Genomic DNA, 22,398 nt, shown 5'->3' with positions numbered 1-22,398 from the left:
AGCTTTGTGGTGAGGGTATAAATCCCCTCGCCACAAGTGTGTTGCTGGCAAACGCACACGCCAATCCCGCCATTTCCCGTTTTTTTCACATCCTCTCTGGATAATTCCCGCGATTCTGGCGTCTCAGCCGGCCTCTTTGTGCTATTACCCTTGGCCTGAATTAACGGAACGCATCCCTCGATGGCATCTCGAACTCAGCAGAAATCCCCCTCCCGTTCGCGCTTCGTCCTGCGCTGGTATGTCTGGCTGTTGCTGGTCATCGCCGCAGCCTATGGACTGGCGTTCGCCATGCATTGGGATGATCGCGGCGTGCTGTGGGTGCTGGAGCGCTTCGAGAGCAAGGCCGAGCAAAAGGAGAGTGTGTGGCTGCCGGATTATCAGGTGGTCATCGATGCCAAGCCGCTGCCGGGCATGGAAAAGGACGAAGCTTCGGATCTGGCCTATAACCCGCAGACCAAGACCCTGTTTGCGGTGATGGGCAAGAATGCCTTCCTGGTCGAGCTGACGCTTCAGGGCGACGTGTTGCGCAAGATGCCGTTGGTGGGCTGGAGCAATCCGGAAGGCCTGACGGTCATGGAAAACGGCTTGCTGGCCATTGTCGATGAGCGTGAGCATACCTTGTCGATCGTCAAGATCGACGCCGCGACTCGTGAGCTGAACATCGCCGATTTCCCGAAATACGACCTCGGGCCGTCGAAAGATCAGAACAAGGCGTTTGAGGCCATCACGTGGGATCCGCGCAATCAGCGATTGATTCTGGGGGAGGAACGCCCACCGGCGCTGTTCACCTGGAAAAGCGATGGCGGCCAGACCCTGCAGGGTGACAAGCAGAAGCTGGCCAGCGATCAGCTGGATCTGCGCAACCTGTCGGCGCTGGCTGTCGATCCGCGCACTGGCCATCTGCTGGTGCTGTCGGCGGATTCACATCTGTTGCTTGAACTCGACGAGGATGGCAAGCAAGTCAGCTTCATGACGTTGCTTGGGAATTTCAACGGTCTGAAAGACACCATTCCCCGCGCCGAAGGCATGACCATGGATGCGGACGGCACGCTGTACATGGTCAGCGAGCCGAACCTGTTCTACCGATTCGAAAAACACCGGTGATGCCTTCCCTGTAGGAGCTGCCGCAGGCTGCGATCTTTTGATCTTGCTTATGAAAGTCAAAAAATCGCAGCCTTCGGCAGCTCCTACGGCGCTTGGCTTGTGATCTGAGGCAAGTGGCCATTAAGCTTCAATTCAGACGGGCGTGATATTTCATCGGCCTGTCATGAATCCGAGCCTGCCTGAATGCGTCGACTTGCCCGCCCCAAACCGCTGATTCTCGTCCTGTTGATGATTGTCCTGATTGCGTTGATCGCGATCGGCCAATACCTGCGTCTGTTCGAGCGCGCCTGGTTCAACCTGCACACGCTGTGGCAACCGGTGAGCAGCGAGGCGATCGGGCTCGACCAGTATCGGGTGACGATCGAGGCGCGGCCGATCGAGGGGCTCGACGATGACGTCTCGGCGCTGACCTACGATCCGGTGCGCAAAAGCCTGTTCACGGTCACCAACAAGAATTCCGAACTGGTCGAATTGTCCCTGGAAGGCAAGATTCTGCGGCGCATCGCTCTGGTGGGGTTTGGCGATCCGGAAGCCGTCGAGTACATCAGTGCCGACACCTACGTGATCACCGACGAGCGTCAGCAACGCCTGATCAAGATCCACCTTGAGGCCGACACCACTTTTCTCGATGCCGAAGATGCCGAGCAAATGACCCTTGGCGTGCACATGTCCGGCAACAAGGGTTTCGAAGGGCTTGCTTATGATTCTGTGGGCAAGCGGCTGTTCGTGGCGAAAGAGCGCGACCCGATGCTGATCTACGAAGTCCACGGCTTCCCGCATTTCAAACCGGACAAGACCTACGCGGTGCACGTGATCAACAACCCCAAGCGCGATGCCGGAATGTTTGTGCGTGATCTGTCGAGTCTGCAGTACGACGAGCGCAGCGGGCACTTGCTGGCGCTGTCGGACGAGTCGCGCTTGATCATCGAACTGGATGTCGACGGGCGCCCGTTGAGCACCATGTCGATCAGCGGCGGGCGCCAGGGTTTGCAGAAAACCGTGCCGCAGGCGGAGGGAATTGCAATGGATGATGACGGCACGTTGTACCTGGTGAGCGAGCCGAATCTGTTTTACGTCTTCAAAAAACCGGCACAGCCCTAACCAACACCCCAAAACACTGTGGGAGCTGGCTTGCCAGCGATGAGGCCATCACTTTCAACATCATTGTTGACTGACAGGCCGCTATCGCTGGCAAGCCAGCTCCCACAGGTATTTCATTTGCCCACACCAATGTGGGCAGTCCGGCTTACTCAGCCTTGAGGGTTTTCACACCCTCACTGGTGCCCAGCAACAACAGATCCGCCGGACGCGCGGCGAACAGGCCGTTGGTGACCACGCCGACGATGGCATTGATCTGTGCTTCCAGCTCCACCGGGTTGGTGATCTGCAGGTTGAACACGTCGAGGATGATGTTGCCGTTGTCGGTCAGCACGCCTTCGCGGTAGACCGGGTCGCCACCGAGTTTGACCAGTTGGCGGGCAACGTGGCTGCGGGCCATCGGGATGACTTCCACCGGCAGCGGGAACTCGCCGAGTACCGGCACCAGTTTGCTGGCGTCAGCGATGCAGATGAAGGTCTTGGCCACAGCGGCGACAATCTTCTCGCGGGTCAGCGCCGCGCCGCCGCCCTTGATCAGGTTCAGGTGCGCATCGCTTTCATCGGCGCCGTCGACGTAGAACTCCAGATCGCTGACGGTATTCAGCTCATACACCGGAATCCCGTGGCCCTTGAGGCGCGTGGCAGTGGCTTCGGAGCTGGCGACCGCGCCATCGAAAGCGCCCTTGTGCTGGGCCAGGGCATCGATGAAGCAATTGGCGGTGGAGCCGGTGCCGACGCCGACGATGCTCTTGTCGTCGAGTTTCGGCAGGATGAAGTCGACGGCGGCCTGGGCCACGGCCTGTTTGAGTTGATCCTGGGTCATGCGGGCTCCGGAAGCGGGCAAGGGTTGGGCAGAAAGGCCGGCATTATAGGCCTCGCGGTCGTGAAGGTCATTGTCCTGTTGGCAGATCAAAAGATCGTATCCTTCGGCAGCTCCTACAGGGGAATGCGTTCCAAAGTGTAGGAGCTGCCGAAGGCTGCGATCTTTTTGGGCGCATAAAACCTCTGGATCCGTGTGGTCGTGCGCCCGAAAGCCGGGTTAGACTCGCTGGTCCCGCCCAATCGCCAGTGATGCTTTCCGATGCTCGAACAGTACGTCAAAAAGATCCTCACCTCGCGCGTTTATGACGTTGCCGTAGAAACCCCGCTGCAGAACGCCCGCCAGCTCTCCGAGCGCCTGGGCAATGACATCTGGCTCAAGCGCGAAGACTTGCAGCCAGTGTTCTCGTTCAAGATTCGCGGCGCCTACAACAAGCTGACGCAATTGAGCGACGAAGAGCGCGCTCGTGGCGTGGTCACCGCCTCGGCGGGCAATCATGCGCAGGGTCTGGCGCTGGCGGCGAAAGTGTTGGGCGTCAAAGCCACCATCGTCATGCCCAAGACTACCCCTGAGATCAAAGTCGAAGGCGTGCGCTCGCGCGGCGGCAAAGTGGTGCTGCACGGTGACTCGTTCCCGGAAGCGCTGGCCTATTCGCTGAAACTGGTCGACGAAAAAGGCTACGTCTATATCCACCCGTACGACGATCCGCACACCATTGCCGGGCAGGGCACCGTGGCGATGGAAATCCTGCGTCAGCACCCGCAACCGCTGGACGCGATCTTCGTCCCGGTCGGCGGTGGCGGGCTGATCGCCGGTATCGCGGCCTACGTGAAATACCTGCGTCCGGACATCAAGGTAATTGGCGTCGAGCCGGACGACTCCAACTGCCTGCAAGCGGCAATGGCAGCGGGCGAGCGCGTGGTTCTGCCGACCGTGGGCATTTTCGCCGACGGCGTGGCGGTGGCGCAGATCGGCCAGTACACCTTCGAGATCTGCAAGGATTACGTCGACGAAGTGATTACCGTCAGCACCGACGAGATCTGCGCAGCAATCAAGGATATCTACGACGATACCCGCTCAATCACCGAGCCTGCAGGCGCATTGGGCGTGGCCGGGATCAAGAAGTACGTCGAGCAGCGTGGCGTCAGCGGCCAGACTTTCGTCGCCATCGACTCCGGCGCCAACGTCAATTTTGACCGCCTGCGCCACGTCGCCGAGCGCGCCGAACTGGGCGAAGGTCGCGAGGCGATCATCGCCGTGACCATTCCGGAAAAGGCCGGCAGCTTCAAGGCATTCTGCGAAGCCATCGGCAAGCGCCAGATCACTGAATTCAACTACCGCTACAACACCGGCAGCGAAGCGCACATCTTTGTCGGCGTACAGACCCACCCGGACAACGATCCGCGCAGCGCCTTGCTGGCGAGCCTGACCGAGCAGGGGTTCCCGGTGCTCGACCTGACCGACAACGAACTGGCCAAGCTGCACATCCGCCACATGGTCGGCGGCCGCGCGGCGCAGGTGGTCGATGAAGTGGTGCTGCGCTTCGAATTCCCGGAGCGTCCGGGCGCCTTGTTCAACTTCCTCAACAAGCTCGGCGGGCGCTGGAACATCTCGATGTTCCACTACCGCAACCACGGCGCGGCGGACGGGCGTGTGGTCGCCGGCCTGCAAGTGCCGCATGACGAACGTCATCTGGTGCCGGCGGCGCTGGCGGAAATCGGCTATCCATACTGGGATGAAAGCGATAACCCGGCCTATCAGCTGTTTCTTGGCTGAGCGGCTACGCTGATGGGCATGGATCTACGGATGAGAACGACATGGAAACCCTGACCACCCTCAAAGTCCTTCACGTCGCGGCGACCGTGGTGATCCTCGCGAGCGGGCTGGGGCTCGCCGCCCTGACCTGGCGAAATCGCAGCGAAGGGCCGGCCAGTACGATGCGCCGTCCCTGGCTGTTCATCTGGTGTCTGATGCTGATCGGCATGCTCAGCATGCCCTTCACCGGCTGGTGGCTGGTGCATCTGGTGGGCTGGCCGTTGGGCCAATTGTGGATTCTGGGATCCAGCGTGATCTACGCCGTGGCCACGTTCAGTGCGGTCTGGCTGCTGGTCCGGCTGGATCGGCTGTGGACAAGCGGGGTGGGCAATCGCACGTTCAATCTGGTGCTGGCGATTGTCAGCGGCGTCGGGTTTGTCGCCATAGCGGCGTTGATGGGGGCCAAGCCGGTTTAAGGCTTGAGGCCGAGGTGACCCCCATCGCTGGCAAGCCAGCTCCCACAGGGGTATTCAGTGAACACAGATTATGTGGACACTGAGGACCCTGTGGGAGCTGGCTTGCCAGCGATAGCAATCTCAGTCGCGCAACGAAATCACCGGCCAGCCACGCTTCTCGGCCTCGGCCCGCAGATTCGGATCCGGGTCCACCGCCACCGGATTCGCCACCTGCTCCAGCAGCGGCAGATCATTCATCGAATCGCTATAGAAATAGCTGTCCTCAAGCGAATAGCCGGTCTCTTCCAGCCAACGATTCAGGCGCGTGACCTTGCCTTCGCGGAAGCACGGGATGTCGGTGCTGCGCCCGCTGTAGCGGCCGTCGATCATTTCGCATTCGGTGGCAATCAGGGTTTCCACGCCCAGGCGCACGGCGATCGGTGCCGTCACGAAACGGTTGGTGGCGGTGATGATCACCAGTTTGTCGCCGGCATCGCGGTGCTTCTTCAGCAGCTCCAGTGCCTTGGGCAGCACGATCGGCTCAATGCAGTCGCGCATGTAATCGCTGTGCCATTGCTCAAGCACGGCCATTTCCGTGCGGCCGAGAATTTCCAGGCAGAAGTTCAGGTAGGCGGCGTTGTCCAGCTTGCCGGCCAGGTAATCCTGATAGAACTCGTCGTTGCGCGCCTTGTAGGCGATCGGGTCGAGAAAGCCGCGCTCGCACAGATAATCGCCCCAGGCGTGATCGCTGTCGCCGCCCAGTAGGGTGTTGTCCAAATCGAATAGAGCCAGGCGCATTGCAGTTACCCGCTGAAAAGTCAGTAAAAAGGCGACAAGAATACGGTCTTTTCACAAGAGTGCACATAAGGTAGGAACCTTCGTTGCCGCCTGATCAAGCTTTGTGGAACAATGCGGCGACATGCGTTTGCGAGGTTGTTGCCGTGATCGACCCCGATGGTTTCCGCCCCAATGTCGGGATCATTCTGACGAATGACGCCGGCCAGGTGCTATGGGCTCGCCGTATCAATCAGGACGCCTGGCAGTTTCCGCAAGGGGGGATCAACCCCGAGGAGACGCCGGAAGACGCCTTGTACCGCGAGCTGAACGAAGAAGTTGGCCTGGAACGTGAAGATGTTGAAATACTGGCCTGTACCCGGGGCTGGTTGCGCTATCGTTTGCCGCAACGCCTGGTGCGTACCCACAGCCAACCGCTGTGCATCGGCCAGAAACAGAAATGGTTCCTCCTGCGCCTGATCTCCAACGAGCAGCGGGTGCGGATGGATCTGACCGGTAAACCGGAGTTCGATGGCTGGCGCTGGGTCAGCTATTGGTATCCGTTGGGCCAGGTGGTGACATTCAAGCGCGAGGTGTATCGACGCGCTCTCAAAGAGCTTGCCCCGCGCCTTTTAGCGCGCGACTGACGACGGAGTTCGACCCCGAGCCATGCTCAATACGCTGCGCAAGATCGTCCAGGAAGTTAACTCCGCCAAGGATCTCAAGGCGGCGTTGGGGATTATTGTGTTGCGCGTCAAAGAGGCCATGGGCAGCCAGGTCTGCTCGGTCTACCTGCTTGATCCGGAAACCAATCGCTTCGTCCTGATGGCCACCGAGGGCTTGAACAAGCGCTCGATCGGCAAGGTCAGCATGGCCCCCAACGAGGGTCTGGTCGGTCTGGTCGGCACGCGTGAAGAACCCCTGAACCTGGAAAACGCGTCGGTTCACCCGCGCTATCGCTACTTCGCCGAAACCGGTGAAGAGCGTTACGCCTCGTTCCTCGGTGCACCGATCATCCACCACCGCCGCGTCGTCGGCGTGTTGGTCATCCAGCAGAAAGAACGCCGCCAGTTCGACGAAGGTGAAGAAGCCTTCCTCGTGACCATGAGCGCGCAGCTTGCCGGTGTGATCGCCCACGCCGAGGCCACCGGTTCGATCCGTGGTCTGGGCCGGCAGGGCAAGGGCATTCAGGAAGCCAAGTTCGTCGGCGTACCGGGTTCGCCGGGTGCTGCCGTTGGTACCGCCGTGGTCATGCTGCCGCCGGCGGATCTGGACGTGGTGCCGGACAAGACCATCACCGACATCGACGCTGAGCTGGCGCTGTTCAAGACTGCCATCGAAGGCGTGCGCGCCGACATGCGCGCCTTGTCCGCCAAACTCGCGACCCAACTGCGCCCGGAAGAGCGCGCGTTGTTCGACGTCTACCTGATGATGCTCGACGATGCCTCGCTGGGCAGCGAAATCACCACCGTGATCAAGACGGGGCAGTGGGCTCAGGGCGCGCTGCGTCAGGTGGTCACTGAGCACGTCAACCGTTTCGAACTGATGGACGACGCCTACCTGCGCGAACGCGCCTCGGACGTCAAAGACCTTGGCCGCCGTCTGCTCGCCTATCTGCAGGAAGAGCGCCAGCAGAATCTGGTCTACCCGGAAAAAACCATTCTGGTCAGCGAAGAGCTGACGCCGGCGATGCTCGGCGAGGTGCCGGAAGGTACGCTGGTCGGTCTGGTCTCGGTACTCGGTTCGGGTAACTCCCACGTCGCGATTCTGGCCCGGGCCATGGGCATTCCGACGGTAATGGGTCTGGTCGATCTGCCGTACGCCAAGGTCGACGGCATCGAAATGATCGTCGACGGCACCCGTGGCGAGGTCTACACCAACCCGAGCGAAGTACTGCGCAAGCAGTTCGCCGAAGTCGTCGAGGAAGAGAAACAACTGGCGCTGGGCCTCGACACCCTGCGCGACCTGCCGTGCGTGACCCTCGATGGCCACCGCATGCCGCTGTGGGTCAACACCGGCCTGCTCGCCGATGTGGCGCGGGCGCAGAAGCGTGGCGCCGAAGGGGTCGGTCTGTACCGCACCGAAGTGCCGTTCATGATCAACCAGCGCTTCCCGAGCGAGAAGGAACAGCTGGCGATCTACCGCGAACAGCTCGCCGCGTTCCACCCGCAACCGGTGACCATGCGCAGCCTCGACATCGGCGGTGACAAGTCGCTGTCGTACTTCCCGATCAAGGAAGACAACCCGTTCCTCGGCTGGCGCGGTATCCGCGTCACCCTCGACCACCCGGAAATCTTCCTCGTGCAGACCCGCGCGATGCTCAAGGCCAGCGAAGGCCTGAACAACCTGCGGATTCTGCTGCCGATGATCTCCGGCACTCACGAACTCGAAGAGGCCCTGCACCTGATCCACCGCGCCTGGGGCGAAGTGCGCGACGAAGGCACCGACGTGCCGATGCCGCCGATCGGCGTGATGATCGAGATCCCGGCAGCGGTGTACCAGACCAAGGAACTGGCGCGGATGGTCGATTTCCTCTCCGTCGGCTCCAACGACCTGACCCAGTATCTGCTGGCGGTAGACCGCAACAACCCGCGCGTCGCCGACCTCTACGACTATCTGCACCCGGCGGTGCTGCAAGCCCTGCAAACCGTGGTCACTGACGCCCACGCCGAAGGCAAACCGGTGAGCATCTGCGGCGAGATGGCCGGTGATCCGGCGGCGGCGGTGCTGTTGATGGCGATGGGTTTCGACAGCCTGTCGATGAACGCCACCAACCTGCCGAAGGTGAAGTGGATGTTGCGTCAGGTGAACCTGAGCAAGGCGCAGGAGATGCTGGCGGAACTGATGAAGATCGATAACCCGCAGGTTATCCACAGCTCGCTGCAACTGGCGCTGAAGAATCTCGGGTTGGCGAAGATGAATTCGCCGGTGGTGACCAAGGCTCTCTAAAAGGCCGATGCCCTCTTCGTCGGAACGCCGCCCGGAGCAGGCTCGCTCCCACAGGGATTCGTATCGATCACGAAACCCAGGTGGGAGCGAGCCTGCTCGCGAAGGCGCCAGTTCAGGCACCGCTAAACCACAATCTCCACCTCGCCCAAATGCCCGCCATACGGCCCAAAACTGCGTTCTACCATCCGCCGCGTGCCGTCCGCTCGCACGATCAACGCTGTACTCGCCCGCGTGCCATAACTCTGGCTGGCAATAAACACGCTCGACAGCAACGACTCCGTCGCCATGCCCACCCCGGTATCCGGCAACTCGGCCTCGGGTGCGGTCTGTGCATCGCTGAGCAAGGTCAACAAGCGCTCAGGCTGCGGATCATCCAGTACCGCGTTCAACGCCGCCCTGGCCTTGAGCAGTTTCGGCCAGGGCGTATCCAGCCCCGCGTTGGATAAACCATAAACCCCCGGCTGCAACATCACCGGCTCTGACGCCCGCGCATTGAAATGCCACAACTCATGGGCATTGCCCAGCAGCAGATTGAACCCGGCATATTCGGCGGCACGGGCCACTACATCGCTCAAATAATCATCAATCGACAGATCAGTCGTGAGAAACCGCGCTACCAGCTCGCCCCGGGATTTGGTCGCGGGCGGCTGTTGCGGATCACGAATATTGGTCAGTGCGGCGAAGCGCCCGTTGGCGCCGATCCCCAGCCAGGTGCCGCCGGCTTCAAGATCGCGCCCGGCATGCACCTGTGACGCCTCGGGCCAAGGTGCCAATGGCAGGCTGGGGCGGGCGTAGAACTCGTCGCGGTTGGCCGCGACGACCAGCGGCTGGGCATGGCCCGGGCGCCAGGCGAAAACAATCAGGCACATAAGGTGGTCCTTGTGTGTTTTTTGCCCACTCTACGCATCCGGCGTCCGTGCATCCATCGCCAGTGGAGCAGAAGGCTGCGCATCCGTTAACATGCCGCTCCTGTTTTGCCGATGCGTGCTGGAGACGGTCATGGAATTTCTGCTCTACCTGGCGCTCGGCGCCTGTGCGGGCGTGCTCGCCGGGCTGTTTGGCGTTGGCGGCGGGATCATCATCGTCCCGGTGCTGGTGTTCAGCTTCACTTTGCAGGGCTTCGATCAGTCGATTCTTACGCACCTGGCGGTGGGCACGTCGCTGGCGACGATCATATTCACCTCGGTCAACGCCGTGCGTGAACATCACCGTCGTGGCGCGGTGCGCTGGGCGATTTTTCGCTGGATGACCGTGGGTATCCTGCTCGGTGCCGGTTTCGGGGCGCTGACGGCTGAAGCGATCTCCGGGCCGAACCTGCAAAAGATCATCGGCGTATTTGCACTGGTGATCGCCGTGCAGCTGGCGCTGGACGTCAAACCCAAGGCCAGCCGAACGGTACCGGGCAAACTCGGTCTGACCGCTGCCGGTACGGTGATTGGCTGGGCCTCGGCGATTTTCGGTATTGGCGGCGGCTCGCTGACCGTGCCGTTTCTGACCTGGCGCAGCGTGCCGATGCAGCAGGCCGTGGCGACCTCGTCGGCCTGTGGCCTGCCGATTGCCTTGGCCAGCGCGTTAAGTTTCATGATTCTGGGGTGGCACGATCCGTTGTTGCCGGCCCATAGTCTCGGTTTTGTTTATCTGCCGGCATTGTTGGGCATCGCCCTGACCAGCATGGTCTTCGCTCGGCTCGGTGCGCGTCTGGCACACAGGTTGTCGCCGCGCTTGCTGAAAAGGCTGTTCGCCGCTTTGCTGTTCTGCGTAGGTTTGAGCTTTCTGCTCTGACCGCGTGGCAATCCTGGCTTAATCCTGAGGTGGCAGCGTCACCCGGGAATTTTGCTTTCAACTCTAACAAGGAGTCGCAATGCTGCCTTACCCGCAGATCGACCCGGTGGCCCTGGCCATCGGTCCGCTGAAAATCCACTGGTACGGTCTGATGTACCTGATCGGCATCGGCGGCGCGTGGCTGTTGGCGTCGCGCCGGCTCAACCGCTTCGACCCGACCTGGACCAAGGAGAAACTCTCCGATCTGGTGTTCTGGCTATCGATGGGCGTGATCGTTGGCGGCCGTCTGGGTTACGTGCTGTTCTATGATCTGAGCGCGTACCTGGCCAACCCGACGCTGATTTTCGAAGTGTGGAAGGGCGGCATGTCGTTCCACGGCGGATTCATCGGCGTGATGCTCGCGGCCTTGTGGTTCGGCAAGCGCAATGGCAAGTCGTTCTTCCAGCTCATGGACTTCGTCGCGCCGATGGTGCCGATCGGTCTGGGCGCCGGGCGCATCGGCAACTTCATCAACGCCGAGTTGTGGGGCAAGGCCACCGACGTGCCGTGGGCGATGGTGTTCCCGCCGTTCAGCGATCCGGCGCAGTTGCCGCGCCACCCGTCGCAGCTGTATCAGTTCGCCCTCGAAGGCGTGGCGCTGTTCCTGATCCTGTGGATCTTCTCGCGCAAACCGCGTCCGACCATGGCGGTCTCCGGCATGTTCGCGCTGTTCTACGGCATCTTCCGTTTCATCGTCGAGTTCGTCCGCGTCCCGGATGCTCAGCTCGGCTACTTGGCGTGGAACTGGCTGACCATGGGCCAGGTGCTCTGCGTGCCGATGATTGTCGGCGGGCTGTTGCTGATCTGGCTGGCCTATCGTCGCGCCCCGGCAGCGCCGCTCGCGCCGACGGCTTAAACTACGAACCCCGGCGCGCGACGCCGGGGCTCCAAGGACACAGGTAACTCATGAAGCAATATCTCGAACTGGTCTCGCACGTCATTCAGAACGGCACCAAGCAAGCCAACCGCACCGGTATCAACACCATCAGTTTCCCGGGAGCGATGCTGCGTTTCGATCTGCAGGAAGGCTTCCCGGCGATCACTACGCGCAAGATGGCTTTCAAATCGGCCATCGGCGAGATGTGCGGCTTTCTGCGTGGCGTGAACAACGCCGCTGAATTCCGCGCGCTGGGCTGCAAGGTCTGGGACCAGAACGCCAACGAAAACGCACAATGGCTGGCCAACCCGTTCCGCCAGGGCGACGACGACCTCGGTGAAATCTACGGCGTGCAATGGCGCAAATGGCCGGCGTACAAGCAGATCCCGCTGAGCAACACCGCCGCCATTGAACAAACCCTGGCCAACGGCTACAAGCAGATCGCTCAGGGCGAAGAAGACGGCCAGGCCTACGTCGTGCTGTACAAGGCGATCGACCAGGTACGCCAGTGCGTCGACACGATCATCAAGGATCCGGGCAGCCGCCGCATTCTGTTCCACGGCTGGAACGTCGCCCAGCTCGATGAAATGGCCCTGCCGCCATGCCATCTGCTGTACCAGTTCCACCCGAACGTCGAGACCAAAGAGATCTCGCTGACCCTGTACATCCGCTCCAATGATCTGGGACTGGGCACGCCGTTCAACCTTACCGAAGGCGCCGCACTGCTGAGCCTGATCGGTCGCCTGACCGGTTACACGCCGCGCTGGTTCACCTATTTCATCGGCGATGCGCACGTCTACGAAAACCACCTGGACATGCTCAACGAACAGCTCAAGCGCGAGCCGTTTGCCATGCCGAAACTGAAGATCTCCGACCGCGTGCCGGAGTTTGCCAAGACTGGTGTATATCAGCCGGAGTGGCTGGAACTGGTGGAACCGAGCGATTTCTCGCTGGAAGGCTACGAGCACCACCCACCAATGACCGCCCCGATGGCGGTCTAAACCACACCGCAATATCCCTGTGGGAGCGAGCCTGCTCGCGAAGAGGGCGTGTCAGTCACAGATGTGTCGACTGATACACCGCTTTCGCGAGCAGGCTCGCTCCCACATTTGTTTTTGCGGTGTGCTTAGTGGCCGTGGCTACGGCCGACGTGGGAGTGTTCGACTTCGGTCGCGACAACCCCGCCACTCACTTCCAGCCGCTGCAAGATCCCGCATTGATCCGCCTCCGGCCCTTCGCCACAGCGTTGGCGCAGGTCGAGCAGTTGTGTCTGCAAGGCCAGCAAGCCATCAATCCGCGCCTTCACATGCTGAATATGTTCGTCGATCAGCGCATTGACGCTCTCGCACTGATCCTGCGGGCTGTCGCGCAGGGCGAGGAGGCTGCGGATTTCTTCGAGGGTCATGTCGAGGGTGCGGCAGTTGCGGATGAAGGTCAGGCGTTCGGCGTGGGCCTGGGTGTAGACGCGGTAGTTGCCGTCGCTGCGCGCCGGTTCCGGCAGGAGGTTTTCGCGCTCGTAGTAGCGGATGGTTTCAACCGCACAGTCGGTGAGTTTCGCCAGTTCGCCGATCTTCATGACCGCCATCTCCAAAAGGGTGCTTGACCCTATAGTGGCTACAGGGTCTTTACTTGGCAACAGGCACCTTCATGGACGCAACCAATGAGCGATTCCCTGCACACCCACAAGCCCGGCGACGGTCACGATCACAGTCATAAATTGCAGCCCGTGCATAAACATGCGCATGGCGGCGATTCCTGCTGCTCGTCAAAAGCCGCCGCACCTGCGCGGGTGCAACTGAGCGAAAAGACCAGCGCCGACGCGCGCCTGAGCAGCTTCCGCATCGAGGCGATGGACTGCCCGACCGAGCAGACGCTGATCCAGAACAAACTGGGTAAACTGGCCGGCGTGCAGCAGCTGGAATTCAATCTGATCAACCGCGTGCTTGGCGTGACCCACAATCTGCCGGGCACCGAGCCGATTACCGACGCGATCAAATCCCTCGGCATGCACGCCGAGCCGCTGGAGGAGGGCGTCGATGCGCCGGCACCGGCTGCGGTGAAAAAACACTGGTGGCCACTGGCGCTGTCCGGCCTGACCGCGCTGGGCGCCGAAGTCATTCATTTCACCAGCGCCGCGCCGGACTGGGTGGTGGCAGTCGTTGCGCTGGTGTCGATCCTCAGCGGCGGCCTCGGCACCTACAAAAAGGGCTGGATCGCCCTGAAGAACCGCAACCTCAACATCAACGCGCTGATGAGCATCGCCGTGACTGGCGCGATTCTCATCGGCCAGTGGCCGGAAGCGGCGATGGTGATGTTCCTCTTCACCGTCGCCGAGCTGATCGAGGCACGCTCGCTGGATCGTGCACGCAATGCGATCAGCGGCTTGATGCAGATGACCCCCGAGCAAGCCACGGTCTTGCAGGCCGACGGCAACTGGCGCGAACAAGAGGTGAAAAGCGTCGATCTCGGCGCCCGCGTGCGGGTGAAACCCGGCGAGCGCATCGCGCTGGACGGCGCGGTGGTCAGCGGCAGCTCGACCATCGACCAGGCGCCGATCACCGGCGAAAGCCTGCCGGTGGAAAAAACCGTCGGTGACAAAGTCTTCGCTGGCACCATCAACCAGGCCGGTTCGCTGGAATACACGGTGACCGCTGCGGCGAACAATTCGACCTTGGCGCGGATCATTCACGCCGTCGAACAGGCCCAGGGCGCGCGGGCACCGACGCAGCGCTTCGTTGATCAATTCTCGAAAATCTACACCCCGGCGGTGTTCGTCTTCGCCTTGGCCGTGGCGATCATCCCGCCGTTGTTCATGGGCGCGGCGTGGTTCGACTGGATCTACCGCGCGCTGGTGTTGCTGGTGGTTGCCTGCCCGTGCGCGCTGGTGATTTCCACCCCGGTGACCATCGTCAGCGGCCTCGCGGCGGCGGCGCGCAAGGGCATTCTGGTCAAGGGCGGCGTGTATCTGGAGGGCGGCTTCAAGCTTGATTATCTGGCGCTGGACAAGACCGGCACGATCACCCACGGCAAACCGGTGCAGACCGATTACCTGTCACTCGACCCGACGGCCGATGCCAGCGCACCGGCAATCGCCGCCGCGCTGGCCGGGCGCTCCGATCACCCGGTGTCGCTGGCGATTGCCAACGCCGCTGTGGATAAAAACCTCGCCGCGCTTACTGTGGATAACTTCGCCGCGCTGGGCGGGCGGGGCGTCAAAGGCGACATCAACGGCCAGACTTATCACTTGGGCAACCATCGTCTGGTCGAAGAGCTCGGCCTGTGCTCACCGCAACTGGAAGAGAAGCTGTTCGCGCTGGAAAAGCAGGGCAAATCCGTGGTGCTGCTGCTCGACAGCTCAGGCCCACTGGCACTGTTCGCCGTGGCCGACACGGTCAAGGAAACCAGCCTTGAAGCGATTCGTCAGTTGCATGAACTCGGGGTGAAAACCCTGATGCTGACCGGCGACAACGTCCACACCGCGCAAGCGATTGCCGCCCAGGTCGGGATCGACGAGGCGCGCGGCGATTTGCTGCCGACCGACAAGCTGCAAGCCATCGAAGATCTGTACAAGCAGGGCCACCGGGTCGGTATGGTCGGCGATGGCATCAACGACGCCCCGGCACTGGCCCGCGCCGAGATCGGGTTCGCCATGGCCGCCGCCGGCACCGACACCGCGATTGAAACCGCCGATGTCGCCCTGATGGACGACGATCTGCGCAAGATCCCCGCATTCATCAGCCTGTCGCGCAACACCGCCAGCATCCTGAAACAGAACATCGCACTGGCGCTGGTGATCAAGGCGATCTTTCTTGCGGTAACCTTTGCCGGGCTCGCCACCATGTGGATGGCGGTGTTTGCCGATATGGGTGTGAGCCTGCTGGTGGTGTTCAACGGTTTGCGCCTGCTGCGCAAATAGATGAGGAAAGACTGTGCTGAGTGCCGAGCTGAAAGCGTTTTACATGGTCGCCCGCCTGGGCAGCATCACGTTGGCGGCGAAAAAACTCGGCCTCAGCCAACCGACCGTGACCACGCAGATCCGCAATCTGGAAAGTCAGTATTCGGTGGAGTTGTTCTACCGAGGCGGGCGCCGTTTAAGCGTCAGTGACGAAGGCGCGCGCTTGCTGCCGATGGTCAAGACCCTGTTGCAGCAAGAGGCTGACATCGAGTTTTTCCTGCGCAACAGCGGTCAGGTGCAGGGCACGCTGCGCATTGCCGCGACGGCGCCGTATTACATTCTCGATCTGGTGAAGACCTTCCGCGAGCGTTTGCCGCAGGTGGAAGTGTCGGTGGAGATCGGCAATTCGCAGCAAGTGCTCGAAGCGCTGGAGGATTACCGCGTGGATGTCGCGGCGTCGTCACAGCTGCTCGACGATGCGCGGTTGATTCGCCGGGTACTCGGCACCGATCCGCTGGTGCTGGCGGTGCATCGCAATCATCCGTTGGCCTCGCTGGAGCATGTGACGTTGAATGCGCTGGCCGGGCATACGTTGTTGATGCGCGAGCCGGGTTCGACCACGCGGCGCTTGACCGAAGAGTTGCTGGCCAGCGCCGGGGTCAGTTTCGGGCCGTTGCTGGAGATCGGCAGCCGCGAGTCGATTCGTGAAGCCGTGCTGCGCAATATCGGCATCAGCATCATTGCGCGGCAGGAAGTGCCGCATGATCCGCAGTTGCGCGTGCTGACCATCGAGAATGCGCCGCAGATTCCGGAGTATCTGTATTGCCTCAAAGAGCGCAAGGGTGCGCGGTTGCCGGCGGCCTTTTTGGGGCTCGCACAGGAAATGTCCCCGGCCTGAAGATCAAAAGATCGCAGCCTTCGGCAGCTCCTACAGGTGGACGCATTCCAATGTAGGAGCTGCCGAAGGCTGCGATCTGTTGATCTTGAACCAAAATCCCCGAATACCACTATCAGCCGTTTTTGCCTCGCTGCCACATGACGGACGCATTACAACTCTAGGATTGGCCTCATCCGTTTGATGAGGCCTGTCCATGAATCCTGCCATCGCAACAGCCCTGACCCACCCCGGCGCGCCGATGAAAGTGCGCGGCGTGCACAAGCGTTTCGGTGCGTTCACTGCGCTGGATAACGTCTCCCTCGACGTCGCCGCCGGCGAACTGGTGTGTCTGCTCGGCCCGTCGGGCTGTGGCAAGACCACGTTGTTGCGCTGCATCGCCGGGCTGGAGCAGCAGGACAGTGGCGAGCTGTACCTGGGCGATCGCGATGTCTCGCATCTTGCCCCGCAAGCGCGGGATTACGGGATTCTGTTCCAGTCCTACGCGCTGTTCCCGAATCTGACGGTCGAGGCGAACATTGCCTACGGCCTCGCGGGCAGCGGTCGCGATGAAGTGCGCCGGCGTGTCGGTCAGATGCTGGAACTGGTCGGCCTCAGCGGCAGTGAGAAAAAATACCCCGGCCAATTGTCCGGCGGTCAGCAACAGCGAGTAGCGCTCGCTCGCGCATTGGCGCCGGCGCCGTCGCTGTTATTGCTCGATGAACCGATGTCGGCTCTCGACGCGCGGGTGCGCGAGCATCTGTGCACCGAGCTGCGTCAGCTGCAACGCAACCTCGGCATCACCACGCTGATGGTCACGCACAATCAGGACGAAGCGATGTTGATGGCCGATCGCATCGCGGTGATGAACAACGGCCGCGTCGAGCAATACGCCACCCCACAGGAAATCTACAACCGTCCGGCCACGCCGTTCGTGGCCGAGTTTGTCGGCCAGGGCAACTGGCTGCCGTTTCAGCGCAGCAGCGACAGTCACGCCAAGGTTGGCGGGATGAATCTGCGCCTGGCCGAGGGCAGCGTACACGGCGCTTCGGGTCGACTGTTCTGCCGCCCGGAGGCGATCAACGTTAATCCGCTGGTGCACGAAGAGAACCTGTTCCCGGCCAGGGTTCGCGAAATCACTTTTCTCGGCAACCGCTGCCGGATGAGCTTCGAACTTGATCAATTGCCGGGCCACGCGCTGCTCGCCGAAATCGCGCCAGAAGCCATGCCGCGCCTCGGCGCCCAGCAGATCATGGTCGCCTTGCCGCCGCGCAGTTTGCAGGTGTTCGCCTGATGAACAGCAACCTCGCGCTGCCGCTACCGCACAAGCAGGTGCGACAGTCTTCAAAAGCCGAGATCGGCGATCGCCTGTTCGTGGTCGGCGGCAAAGTCGTTCTGCTGGTGTTGCTCGGCCTCGCGGTGCTGCTGCCGTTGTTGGCGATCTTCTGGCGCGGCTTCAGCAATGACGCCGGGCAGGGCGGTGGCTGGCTCGCGGCGAAAGAGTTGGTCACCAGCGCCAATTTCCACTGGTTGCTCGGCAACAGCCTGAAAGTGTCCCTCAGCGTGGCGGCCATTGTCGTACCGCTGGCCTACCTGTTTGCCTACGCGCTGCAACGCACGCTGATTCCGGGCAAAGGCATCTGGCGCGGGATCTCCCTGCTGCCGCTGATGGCGCCGTCGATGCTGCCGGGCATTGCCCTGGTCTATCTGTTCGGCAATCAGGGCATGCTGCGTGGGCTGCTCTCGGACAATATCTACGGGTTCTGGGGCATTGTGCTGGGTGAGGTGATCTACACCTTTCCCCATGCGCTGATGATTTTGCTCTCGGCATTGTCGCTGGCCGATGCGCGGCTGTTCGATGCCGCATCGAGCATGGGCGCCAGCCCTGCGAAGGCGTTTCGCAGCATCACCTGGCCGGCGACCCGTCAGGCGGTGTTCGCCGCGTTCTGTCTGGTGTTCACCCTGACCATTACCGATTTTGGTGTGCCGGTGGTGGTCGGTGGCGACTATCAAGTGCTGGCGCTGGAGGCCTACAAAGCCGTGGTCGGCCAGCAGCAATTCGGTCGCGGCGCGTTGATCGGCATGGTGCTGTTGCTGCCGGCGCTGTTCAGTTTCGGTGTCGATGCCTGGTTGCGTCGCCGCCATGGCGACTCCATGAGCGGACGCGCGCAGGTGTTCAAACCGCTGCCGTGCAAGCTGCGCGACGGCTGCTATCTGGCCATTGTTTTGCTGATCAGCGCGGCGTTGATTCTGGTGTTCGGCATGGCGGTGTTTTCGTCCTTGGTGAAGTTCTGGCCGTACAACCTGTCGCTGTCGCTCAACCACTATCAGTTCAACGATACCGCCGGCGGTGGCTGGCTCGCCTACGGCAACAGTCTGAAGATGGCGCTGGGCACGGCGCTGATTGGCAGTGTGCTGATTTTTACCGGCGCCTATCTGATGGAGAAAACCCGCACTCAGCGCGGGCTGAACCTGGCTTTGCGTATGCTCAGCTTCGTGCCGATGGCGGTGCCGGGGCTGGTGCTGGGCCTGGGTTACGTCTTCTTCTTCAACCTCAGCGGCAATCCGCTGCACGTGCTCTACGGGACGATGACGCTGCTGATCGTCTGCACCATTGCGCACTACCTGACCACCGCACAAATGACCGCGACCACCGCGCTGCGCCAGCTCGATGCTGAGTTCGAGGCTGCGGCGCTGTCGCTGAAGGCGCCGCTGTACCGGCATTACCTGCGCGTGACTGTGCCGATCTGCCTGCCGGCGCTGCTGGACATCGTGCGCTACCTGTTCGTCTCGGCAATGACCACGGTTTCCGCCGCGATCTTCCTCTACAGCCCCGACACCATCCTCGCGGCGGTGGCGGTGCTGAACATGGACGATGCCGGCAACGTTGGCGGCGCGGCGGCGATGTCGACCCTGATTCTGTTCACTTCGGCTGGCGTGTCCTTGCTGCTGGCGTGGGCTTCGCGCGGCTTGCTGCGCCGTTCCCAGGCCTGGCGGCAAACCGCGCCCGGTCACTGATTGCAACTCCGTTCAACTCATCTACAGGAAAACGCTCATGTTCAAGCCTATGGCCCTGGCCGCTGCTGTGCTCGCGACTTTCAGCCTGAATGCCTTCGCGGCAAAAACCGAGTTGACGGTGTACACCGCCCTCGAAGCCGAACAACTGAAGTCCTACAAGGAGGCTTTTGAAAAGGCCAACCCGGACGTCGAGATCAAATGGGTGCGCGATTCCACCGGGATCATCACCGCCAAACTGCTCGCCGAAAAGGCTCGTCCGCAGGCTGACGCGGTGTGGGGCCTCGCCGCGTCGAGCCTGGCGATTCTCGATCAGCAAGGCATGCTGCAAAGCTATGCACCGAAGGATCTCGGCAAGATCGGCGCGAATTACCGCGACGCCGCCAACCCGCCAGCCTGGGTAGGCATGGATGTGTGGGCCGCGACCATTTGCTTCAACACCGTCGAGGCTGAGAAGCAGGGTTTGAGCAAACCCGTGAGTTGGCAGGACCTGACCAAGCCTGAGTACAAGGGCAAGATCGTCATGCCCAACCCGGCGTCGTCCGGCACCGGGTTCCTCGACGTCAGCGCTTGGCTGCAAACCTTCGGCGAGAAACAGGGCTGGGCCTACATGGACGGCTTGCACCAGAACATCGGCCAGTACGTTCACTCCGGTTCCAAGCCGTGCAAACTGGCGGCGGCGGGGGAGTTTCCGATCGGGATTTCCTTTGAATATCCAGCCGTACAGTTGAAACGCCAGGGCGCGCCACTGGACATCATCCTGCCGAAGGAAGGTCTGGGCTGGGAGATCGAAGCGACAGCGGTGATCAAAGGCACACCGCACGAAGACGCGGCGAAGAAACTCGCTGATTTCTCCGCCAGCGCCGAGGCGATGGATCTGTACAAGGAGAACTTCGCTGTTCTTGCGCAGCCGGGGATTGCCAAGCCGCAGACCGAATTGCCAGCCGACTATGAGCAGCGCCTGATCAAGAACGACTTTGCCTGGGCCTCAAAGAACCGCGACGAGATCCTGGCTGAATGGCGCAAGCGGTATGACGGCAAGTCCGAGAAAGTTGTCGCCAAGTAAGATCTTTATCGACTGACAAGGCCCCTTCGCGAGCAGGCTCGCTCCCACAGTTGCAATGCTGTCCCCTGTGGGAGCGAGCCTGCTCGCGAAAGCGGTTTCTCATTCAGAGCACCTCTACATGACACAACCCAAAGACCTGCTCATCATCGGCGCCGGCATCCTCGGTCTGTCCCACGCCTATGCCGCCGCCAAACGCGGCCTCAAAGTCGCGGTATTCGAACGCACCGCCACGCCCCTCGGCGCTTCGGTGCGCAACTTCGGCCAGGCGCTGGTCACCGGTCAGCCGCCCGGCATCATGCTTGAACTGGCCAAGGCCAGTCGCGAGATCTGGGGCGACTGGGCGCAACTTGCCGGCCTGCAGATCAAGCGCAACGGCTCATACCTGTTCGCCCGCAGCGCGGCCGAAGAACACCTGCTCGAAGTCTTCTGCGCCGACCGCGCGGTCGAGCATGGCTACAACGTCGAGCTGCTGCGCGGCGCGGCGTTGCGTGATCTCTATGGCGGCCAGTTCAGCCATCACCGCGCCGCGTTGCACGGTATCGATGATCAGCAGTTGTACTCGCGCTAAGCGATTCCGGCGCTGATCGATTATTTGCGCCGCGACCTGGGTGTCGAGTTTCACTTTTCCACGCTGGTGCGCGACGTCGAGCCGGGGCGACTGCGCAGCACTGCCGGTGAGTTCTGCGCCAAGCAGATCATCGTCTGCTCCGGCCACGACTATCAGACCCTACTGGCCGAGCCGATTGCTGCGCTCAATCCGCAGATCTGTCGTCTGCAAATGCTGCGGGCCAGACCGCAGGTCGATCTCAATCTGCAACACGCCGTGCTCACCGGCCTGAGCTGCGTGCACTACGGCGCCTTCGCCGATTTGCCGCAAGCCGCAGCGGTGCAGGCGCAGATCCTCCGTGAACAACCGCACCTGCACGCCAACGGCATTCACTTGCTGATCAGCCCGACACCGTATGGCGAACTGATCATCGGCGATTCGCATCATTACGGCAGCGATGCGTCACCGTTCAACGCCGAGCAGGTCGATAACTGGATGCTCGAACTCGCCGAGCAGACGCTGGGATGCCAGGTGAAAGTGGTCGAACGCTGGCAGGGCGTCTATGGTGCTCGTGGGCCTGGTCCGTTTTCTTTCCTGCGTCCGGCACCGGGCTTGAGCGTGGCGCTGATGCACACCGGCGTCGGCATGAGCGTCGGCCCGGCGCTGGCCGAACGCAATATCGCGCAATTACTGGAGGAGGCATGAATCACGAACAGGTGATCGCCCGGGTGTTCGGCCTGTATGAACGCTTCGGCGCCAGCGATTACATCGGCGAACCGGTGTCGCAGCTCGAGCACATGTCCCAGGCCGCCGAGCTGGCGATGGCCGAAGGTTGTGACGATGAAGTGGTGCTGGCGGCGTTCTTTCATGACATCGGCCATTTGTGTGCCGAGGGCGCGGAAAACATGGGCGGTTATGGCGTGGTCAGCCATGAGCGGCTCGGGGCCGATTATCTGCGTGAGGCAGGTTTCAGCGAACGGCTGGCGCGACTGGTGGAATATCACGTTCAGGCCAAGCGCTATCTCACCTTGCGCGAGCCGGGCTATTACGCGCGGTTGAGTGAGGCGAGTCGCAGGACGCTGGAATATCAGGGCGGGGTGATGAGCGCGGCTGAGGCGGATGCGTTCGAGGCTGATCCATTGTGTGCGCTGAGTTTGCGCATGCGGCGCTGGGATGAGTTGGCGAAGGAGGTTGCGGTGCCGCTGGTGGATTTGGCTGGATTGAAAGCGAAAGCGGCGCGACTGCTGGCTGTTTAGGACTGCGCACCGAGGTGCTGCATTCGCGAGCAGGCTCGCTCCCACAGGGATCCGCATTCCAATGTGGGAGCGAGCCTGCTCGCGAATGGGGC

At 61.7% G+C, this 22,398-nt stretch carries 19 protein-coding genes and 1 pseudogene; 16 read left to right on the top strand and 4 right to left on the bottom strand.

Going from position 1 to position 22,398, the window contains the following annotated elements:
• Positions 1-180: 180 nt before the first annotated feature.
• Together FEE99_RS02450 and FEE99_RS02445 are read left to right on the top strand one after the other, a co-directional pair.
• Positions 181-1,104, top strand: coding sequence for an SdiA-regulated domain-containing protein (locus FEE99_RS02450; RefSeq protein ID WP_041476860.1), 924 nt, complete (start codon positions 181-183; stop codon positions 1,102-1,104).
• Between the two features lie 183 nt (positions 1,105-1,287).
• Positions 1,288-2,205, top strand: a complete 918-nt coding sequence (locus FEE99_RS02445; RefSeq protein ID WP_041476859.1) for an SdiA-regulated domain-containing protein — start codon at positions 1,288-1,290, stop codon at positions 2,203-2,205.
• A 145-nt stretch (positions 2,206-2,350) separates the two neighbouring features.
• Here FEE99_RS02445 and rpiA read toward each other — a convergent pair whose 3' ends face one another.
• Positions 2,351-3,025 (bottom strand): ribose-5-phosphate isomerase RpiA, encoded by a 675-nt coding sequence (rpiA, locus tag FEE99_RS02440; protein ID WP_041476858.1) that lies wholly within the window; start codon positions 3,023-3,025, stop codon positions 2,351-2,353.
• A gap of 258 nt (positions 3,026-3,283) precedes the next feature.
• Between rpiA and ilvA the strand changes: the two genes are divergently transcribed.
• Both ilvA and FEE99_RS02430 read left to right on the top strand, forming a co-directional pair.
• Positions 3,284-4,798 (top strand): threonine ammonia-lyase, biosynthetic, encoded by a 1,515-nt coding sequence (gene ilvA, locus FEE99_RS02435; protein WP_016772678.1) that lies wholly within the window; start codon positions 3,284-3,286, stop codon positions 4,796-4,798.
• A gap of 41 nt (positions 4,799-4,839) precedes the next feature.
• Positions 4,840-5,253, top strand: a complete 414-nt coding sequence (locus FEE99_RS02430) for a DUF2269 family protein (protein WP_041476857.1) — start codon at positions 4,840-4,842, stop codon at positions 5,251-5,253.
• A gap of 120 nt (positions 5,254-5,373) precedes the next feature.
• Here FEE99_RS02430 and FEE99_RS02425 read toward each other — a convergent pair whose 3' ends face one another.
• Positions 5,374-6,030, bottom strand: a complete 657-nt coding sequence (locus FEE99_RS02425; RefSeq protein WP_041476856.1) for a histidinol-phosphatase — start codon at positions 6,028-6,030, stop codon at positions 5,374-5,376.
• 143 nt (positions 6,031-6,173) lie between these two features.
• On the opposite strand from FEE99_RS02425, the gene FEE99_RS02420 reads away from it, so the two are divergent.
• Positions 6,174-6,653 carry an RNA pyrophosphohydrolase gene (locus FEE99_RS02420; protein ID WP_003229203.1) on the top strand — a complete coding sequence of 160 codons (480 nt, stop codon included), beginning with the start codon at positions 6,174-6,176 and terminating at the stop codon, positions 6,651-6,653.
• 22 nt (positions 6,654-6,675) lie between these two features.
• Complete coding sequence (gene ptsP / locus FEE99_RS02415) at positions 6,676-8,955, top strand: phosphoenolpyruvate--protein phosphotransferase (RefSeq protein WP_041476855.1); 2,280 nt, start codon at positions 6,676-6,678, stop codon at positions 8,953-8,955.
• Positions 8,956-9,077: 122 nt separating this feature from the next.
• Here the strand turns inward: ptsP and FEE99_RS02410 are convergent, their stop codons facing one another.
• Positions 9,078-9,824: an NRDE family protein gene (locus tag FEE99_RS02410; protein WP_041476854.1), complete on the bottom strand. Its 747-nt coding sequence runs from the start codon at positions 9,822-9,824 to the stop codon at positions 9,078-9,080.
• 130 nt (positions 9,825-9,954) lie between these two features.
• On the opposite strand from FEE99_RS02410, the gene FEE99_RS02405 reads away from it, so the two are divergent.
• The 3 genes from FEE99_RS02405 to FEE99_RS02395 all read left to right on the top strand — a co-directional run bounded on the left by FEE99_RS02405 (position 9,955) and on the right by FEE99_RS02395 (position 12,654).
• Positions 9,955-10,737: a sulfite exporter TauE/SafE family protein gene (locus tag FEE99_RS02405; RefSeq protein WP_041476853.1), complete on the top strand. Its 783-nt coding sequence runs from the start codon at positions 9,955-9,957 to the stop codon at positions 10,735-10,737.
• A 79-nt stretch (positions 10,738-10,816) separates the two neighbouring features.
• A complete protein-coding gene (gene lgt / locus FEE99_RS02400; RefSeq protein ID WP_016772683.1) occupies positions 10,817-11,632 on the top strand; it encodes a prolipoprotein diacylglyceryl transferase in 816 nt (271 codons plus the stop codon).
• 50 nt (positions 11,633-11,682) lie between these two features.
• Entirely contained in the window at positions 11,683-12,654 is a 972-nt protein-coding gene (locus tag FEE99_RS02395; RefSeq protein WP_041476852.1) for a thymidylate synthase, read from the top strand.
• Positions 12,655-12,779: 125 nt separating this feature from the next.
• Here the strand turns inward: FEE99_RS02395 and cadR are convergent, their stop codons facing one another.
• Positions 12,780-13,229 carry a Cd(II)/Pb(II)-responsive transcriptional regulator gene (cadR, locus tag FEE99_RS02390; protein WP_016772685.1) on the bottom strand — a complete coding sequence of 150 codons (450 nt, stop codon included), beginning with the start codon at positions 13,227-13,229 and terminating at the stop codon, positions 12,780-12,782.
• Positions 13,230-13,313: 84 nt separating this feature from the next.
• On the opposite strand from cadR, the gene FEE99_RS02385 reads away from it, so the two are divergent.
• From FEE99_RS02385 to FEE99_RS02355, 7 genes and pseudogenes are all read left to right on the top strand, one after another.
• A complete protein-coding gene (locus FEE99_RS02385) occupies positions 13,314-15,569 on the top strand; it encodes a heavy metal translocating P-type ATPase (protein ID WP_041476850.1) in 2,256 nt (751 codons plus the stop codon).
• 13 nt (positions 15,570-15,582) lie between these two features.
• Positions 15,583-16,446, top strand: a complete 864-nt coding sequence (locus FEE99_RS02380) for a LysR family transcriptional regulator (protein ID WP_024014693.1) — start codon at positions 15,583-15,585, stop codon at positions 16,444-16,446.
• Positions 16,447-16,639: 193 nt separating this feature from the next.
• Complete coding sequence (locus FEE99_RS02375; protein WP_041476849.1) at positions 16,640-17,716, top strand: putative 2-aminoethylphosphonate ABC transporter ATP-binding protein; 1,077 nt, start codon at positions 16,640-16,642, stop codon at positions 17,714-17,716.
• On the top strand, positions 17,716-19,440 hold the full coding sequence (locus FEE99_RS02370; RefSeq protein WP_041476848.1) for a putative 2-aminoethylphosphonate ABC transporter permease subunit: 1,725 nt from the start codon (positions 17,716-17,718) through the stop codon (positions 19,438-19,440). Before FEE99_RS02375 ends, FEE99_RS02370 begins: the two co-directional genes overlap by 1 nt.
• Positions 19,441-19,477: 37 nt before the next feature.
• Entirely contained in the window at positions 19,478-20,503 is a 1,026-nt protein-coding gene (locus FEE99_RS02365) for a putative 2-aminoethylphosphonate ABC transporter substrate-binding protein (RefSeq protein ID WP_041476847.1), read from the top strand.
• A 118-nt stretch (positions 20,504-20,621) separates the two neighbouring features.
• A pseudogene (locus FEE99_RS02360) lies at positions 20,622-21,755 on the top strand (TIGR03364 family FAD-dependent oxidoreductase).
• Positions 21,752-22,306, top strand: a complete 555-nt coding sequence (locus FEE99_RS02355; protein ID WP_041476846.1) for a phosphonate degradation HD-domain oxygenase — start codon at positions 21,752-21,754, stop codon at positions 22,304-22,306. Before FEE99_RS02360 ends, FEE99_RS02355 begins: the two are co-directional and overlap by 4 nt.
• Positions 22,307-22,398: the final 92 nt, after the last annotated feature.

Origin of the sequence: Pseudomonas sp. ef1 (genome assembly GCF_007293365.2) — a bacterium.
Lineage (GTDB): Bacteria > Pseudomonadota > Gammaproteobacteria > Pseudomonadales > Pseudomonadaceae > Aquipseudomonas > Aquipseudomonas siliginis.
This window is presented reverse-complemented; position numbering and strand designations above follow the sequence as displayed.

Excerpts from the sequence above, each read along its gene's own strand:
- FEE99_RS02375 (WP_041476849.1), top strand. The coding sequence starts at position 16,640 with ATGAATCCTGCCATCGCAACAGCCCTGACCCACCCCGGCGCGCCGATG.
- FEE99_RS02410 (WP_041476854.1), bottom strand. The coding sequence starts at position 9,824 with ATGTGCCTGATTGTTTTCGCCTGGCGCCCGGGCCATGCCCAGCCGCTG.
- ilvA (WP_016772678.1), top strand. The coding sequence starts at position 3,284 with ATGCTCGAACAGTACGTCAAAAAGATCCTCACCTCGCGCGTTTATGAC.
- cadR (WP_016772685.1), bottom strand. The coding sequence starts at position 13,229 with ATGAAGATCGGCGAACTGGCGAAACTCACCGACTGTGCGGTTGAAACC.
- FEE99_RS02370 (WP_041476848.1), top strand. The coding sequence starts at position 17,716 with ATGAACAGCAACCTCGCGCTGCCGCTACCGCACAAGCAGGTGCGACAG.
- lgt (WP_016772683.1), top strand. The coding sequence starts at position 10,817 with ATGCTGCCTTACCCGCAGATCGACCCGGTGGCCCTGGCCATCGGTCCG.
- FEE99_RS02430 (WP_041476857.1), top strand. The coding sequence starts at position 4,840 with ATGGAAACCCTGACCACCCTCAAAGTCCTTCACGTCGCGGCGACCGTG.
- FEE99_RS02445 (WP_041476859.1), top strand. The coding sequence starts at position 1,288 with ATGCGTCGACTTGCCCGCCCCAAACCGCTGATTCTCGTCCTGTTGATG.
- FEE99_RS02395 (WP_041476852.1), top strand. The coding sequence starts at position 11,683 with ATGAAGCAATATCTCGAACTGGTCTCGCACGTCATTCAGAACGGCACC.
- rpiA (WP_041476858.1), bottom strand. The coding sequence starts at position 3,025 with ATGACCCAGGATCAACTCAAACAGGCCGTGGCCCAGGCCGCCGTCGAC.
- FEE99_RS02355 (WP_041476846.1), top strand. The coding sequence starts at position 21,752 with ATGAATCACGAACAGGTGATCGCCCGGGTGTTCGGCCTGTATGAACGC.
- FEE99_RS02385 (WP_041476850.1), top strand. The coding sequence starts at position 13,314 with ATGAGCGATTCCCTGCACACCCACAAGCCCGGCGACGGTCACGATCAC.
- ptsP (WP_041476855.1), top strand. The coding sequence starts at position 6,676 with ATGCTCAATACGCTGCGCAAGATCGTCCAGGAAGTTAACTCCGCCAAG.
- FEE99_RS02405 (WP_041476853.1), top strand. The coding sequence starts at position 9,955 with ATGGAATTTCTGCTCTACCTGGCGCTCGGCGCCTGTGCGGGCGTGCTC.
- FEE99_RS02365 (WP_041476847.1), top strand. The coding sequence starts at position 19,478 with ATGTTCAAGCCTATGGCCCTGGCCGCTGCTGTGCTCGCGACTTTCAGC.
- FEE99_RS02450 (WP_041476860.1), top strand. The coding sequence starts at position 181 with ATGGCATCTCGAACTCAGCAGAAATCCCCCTCCCGTTCGCGCTTCGTC.
- FEE99_RS02425 (WP_041476856.1), bottom strand. The coding sequence starts at position 6,030 with ATGCGCCTGGCTCTATTCGATTTGGACAACACCCTACTGGGCGGCGAC.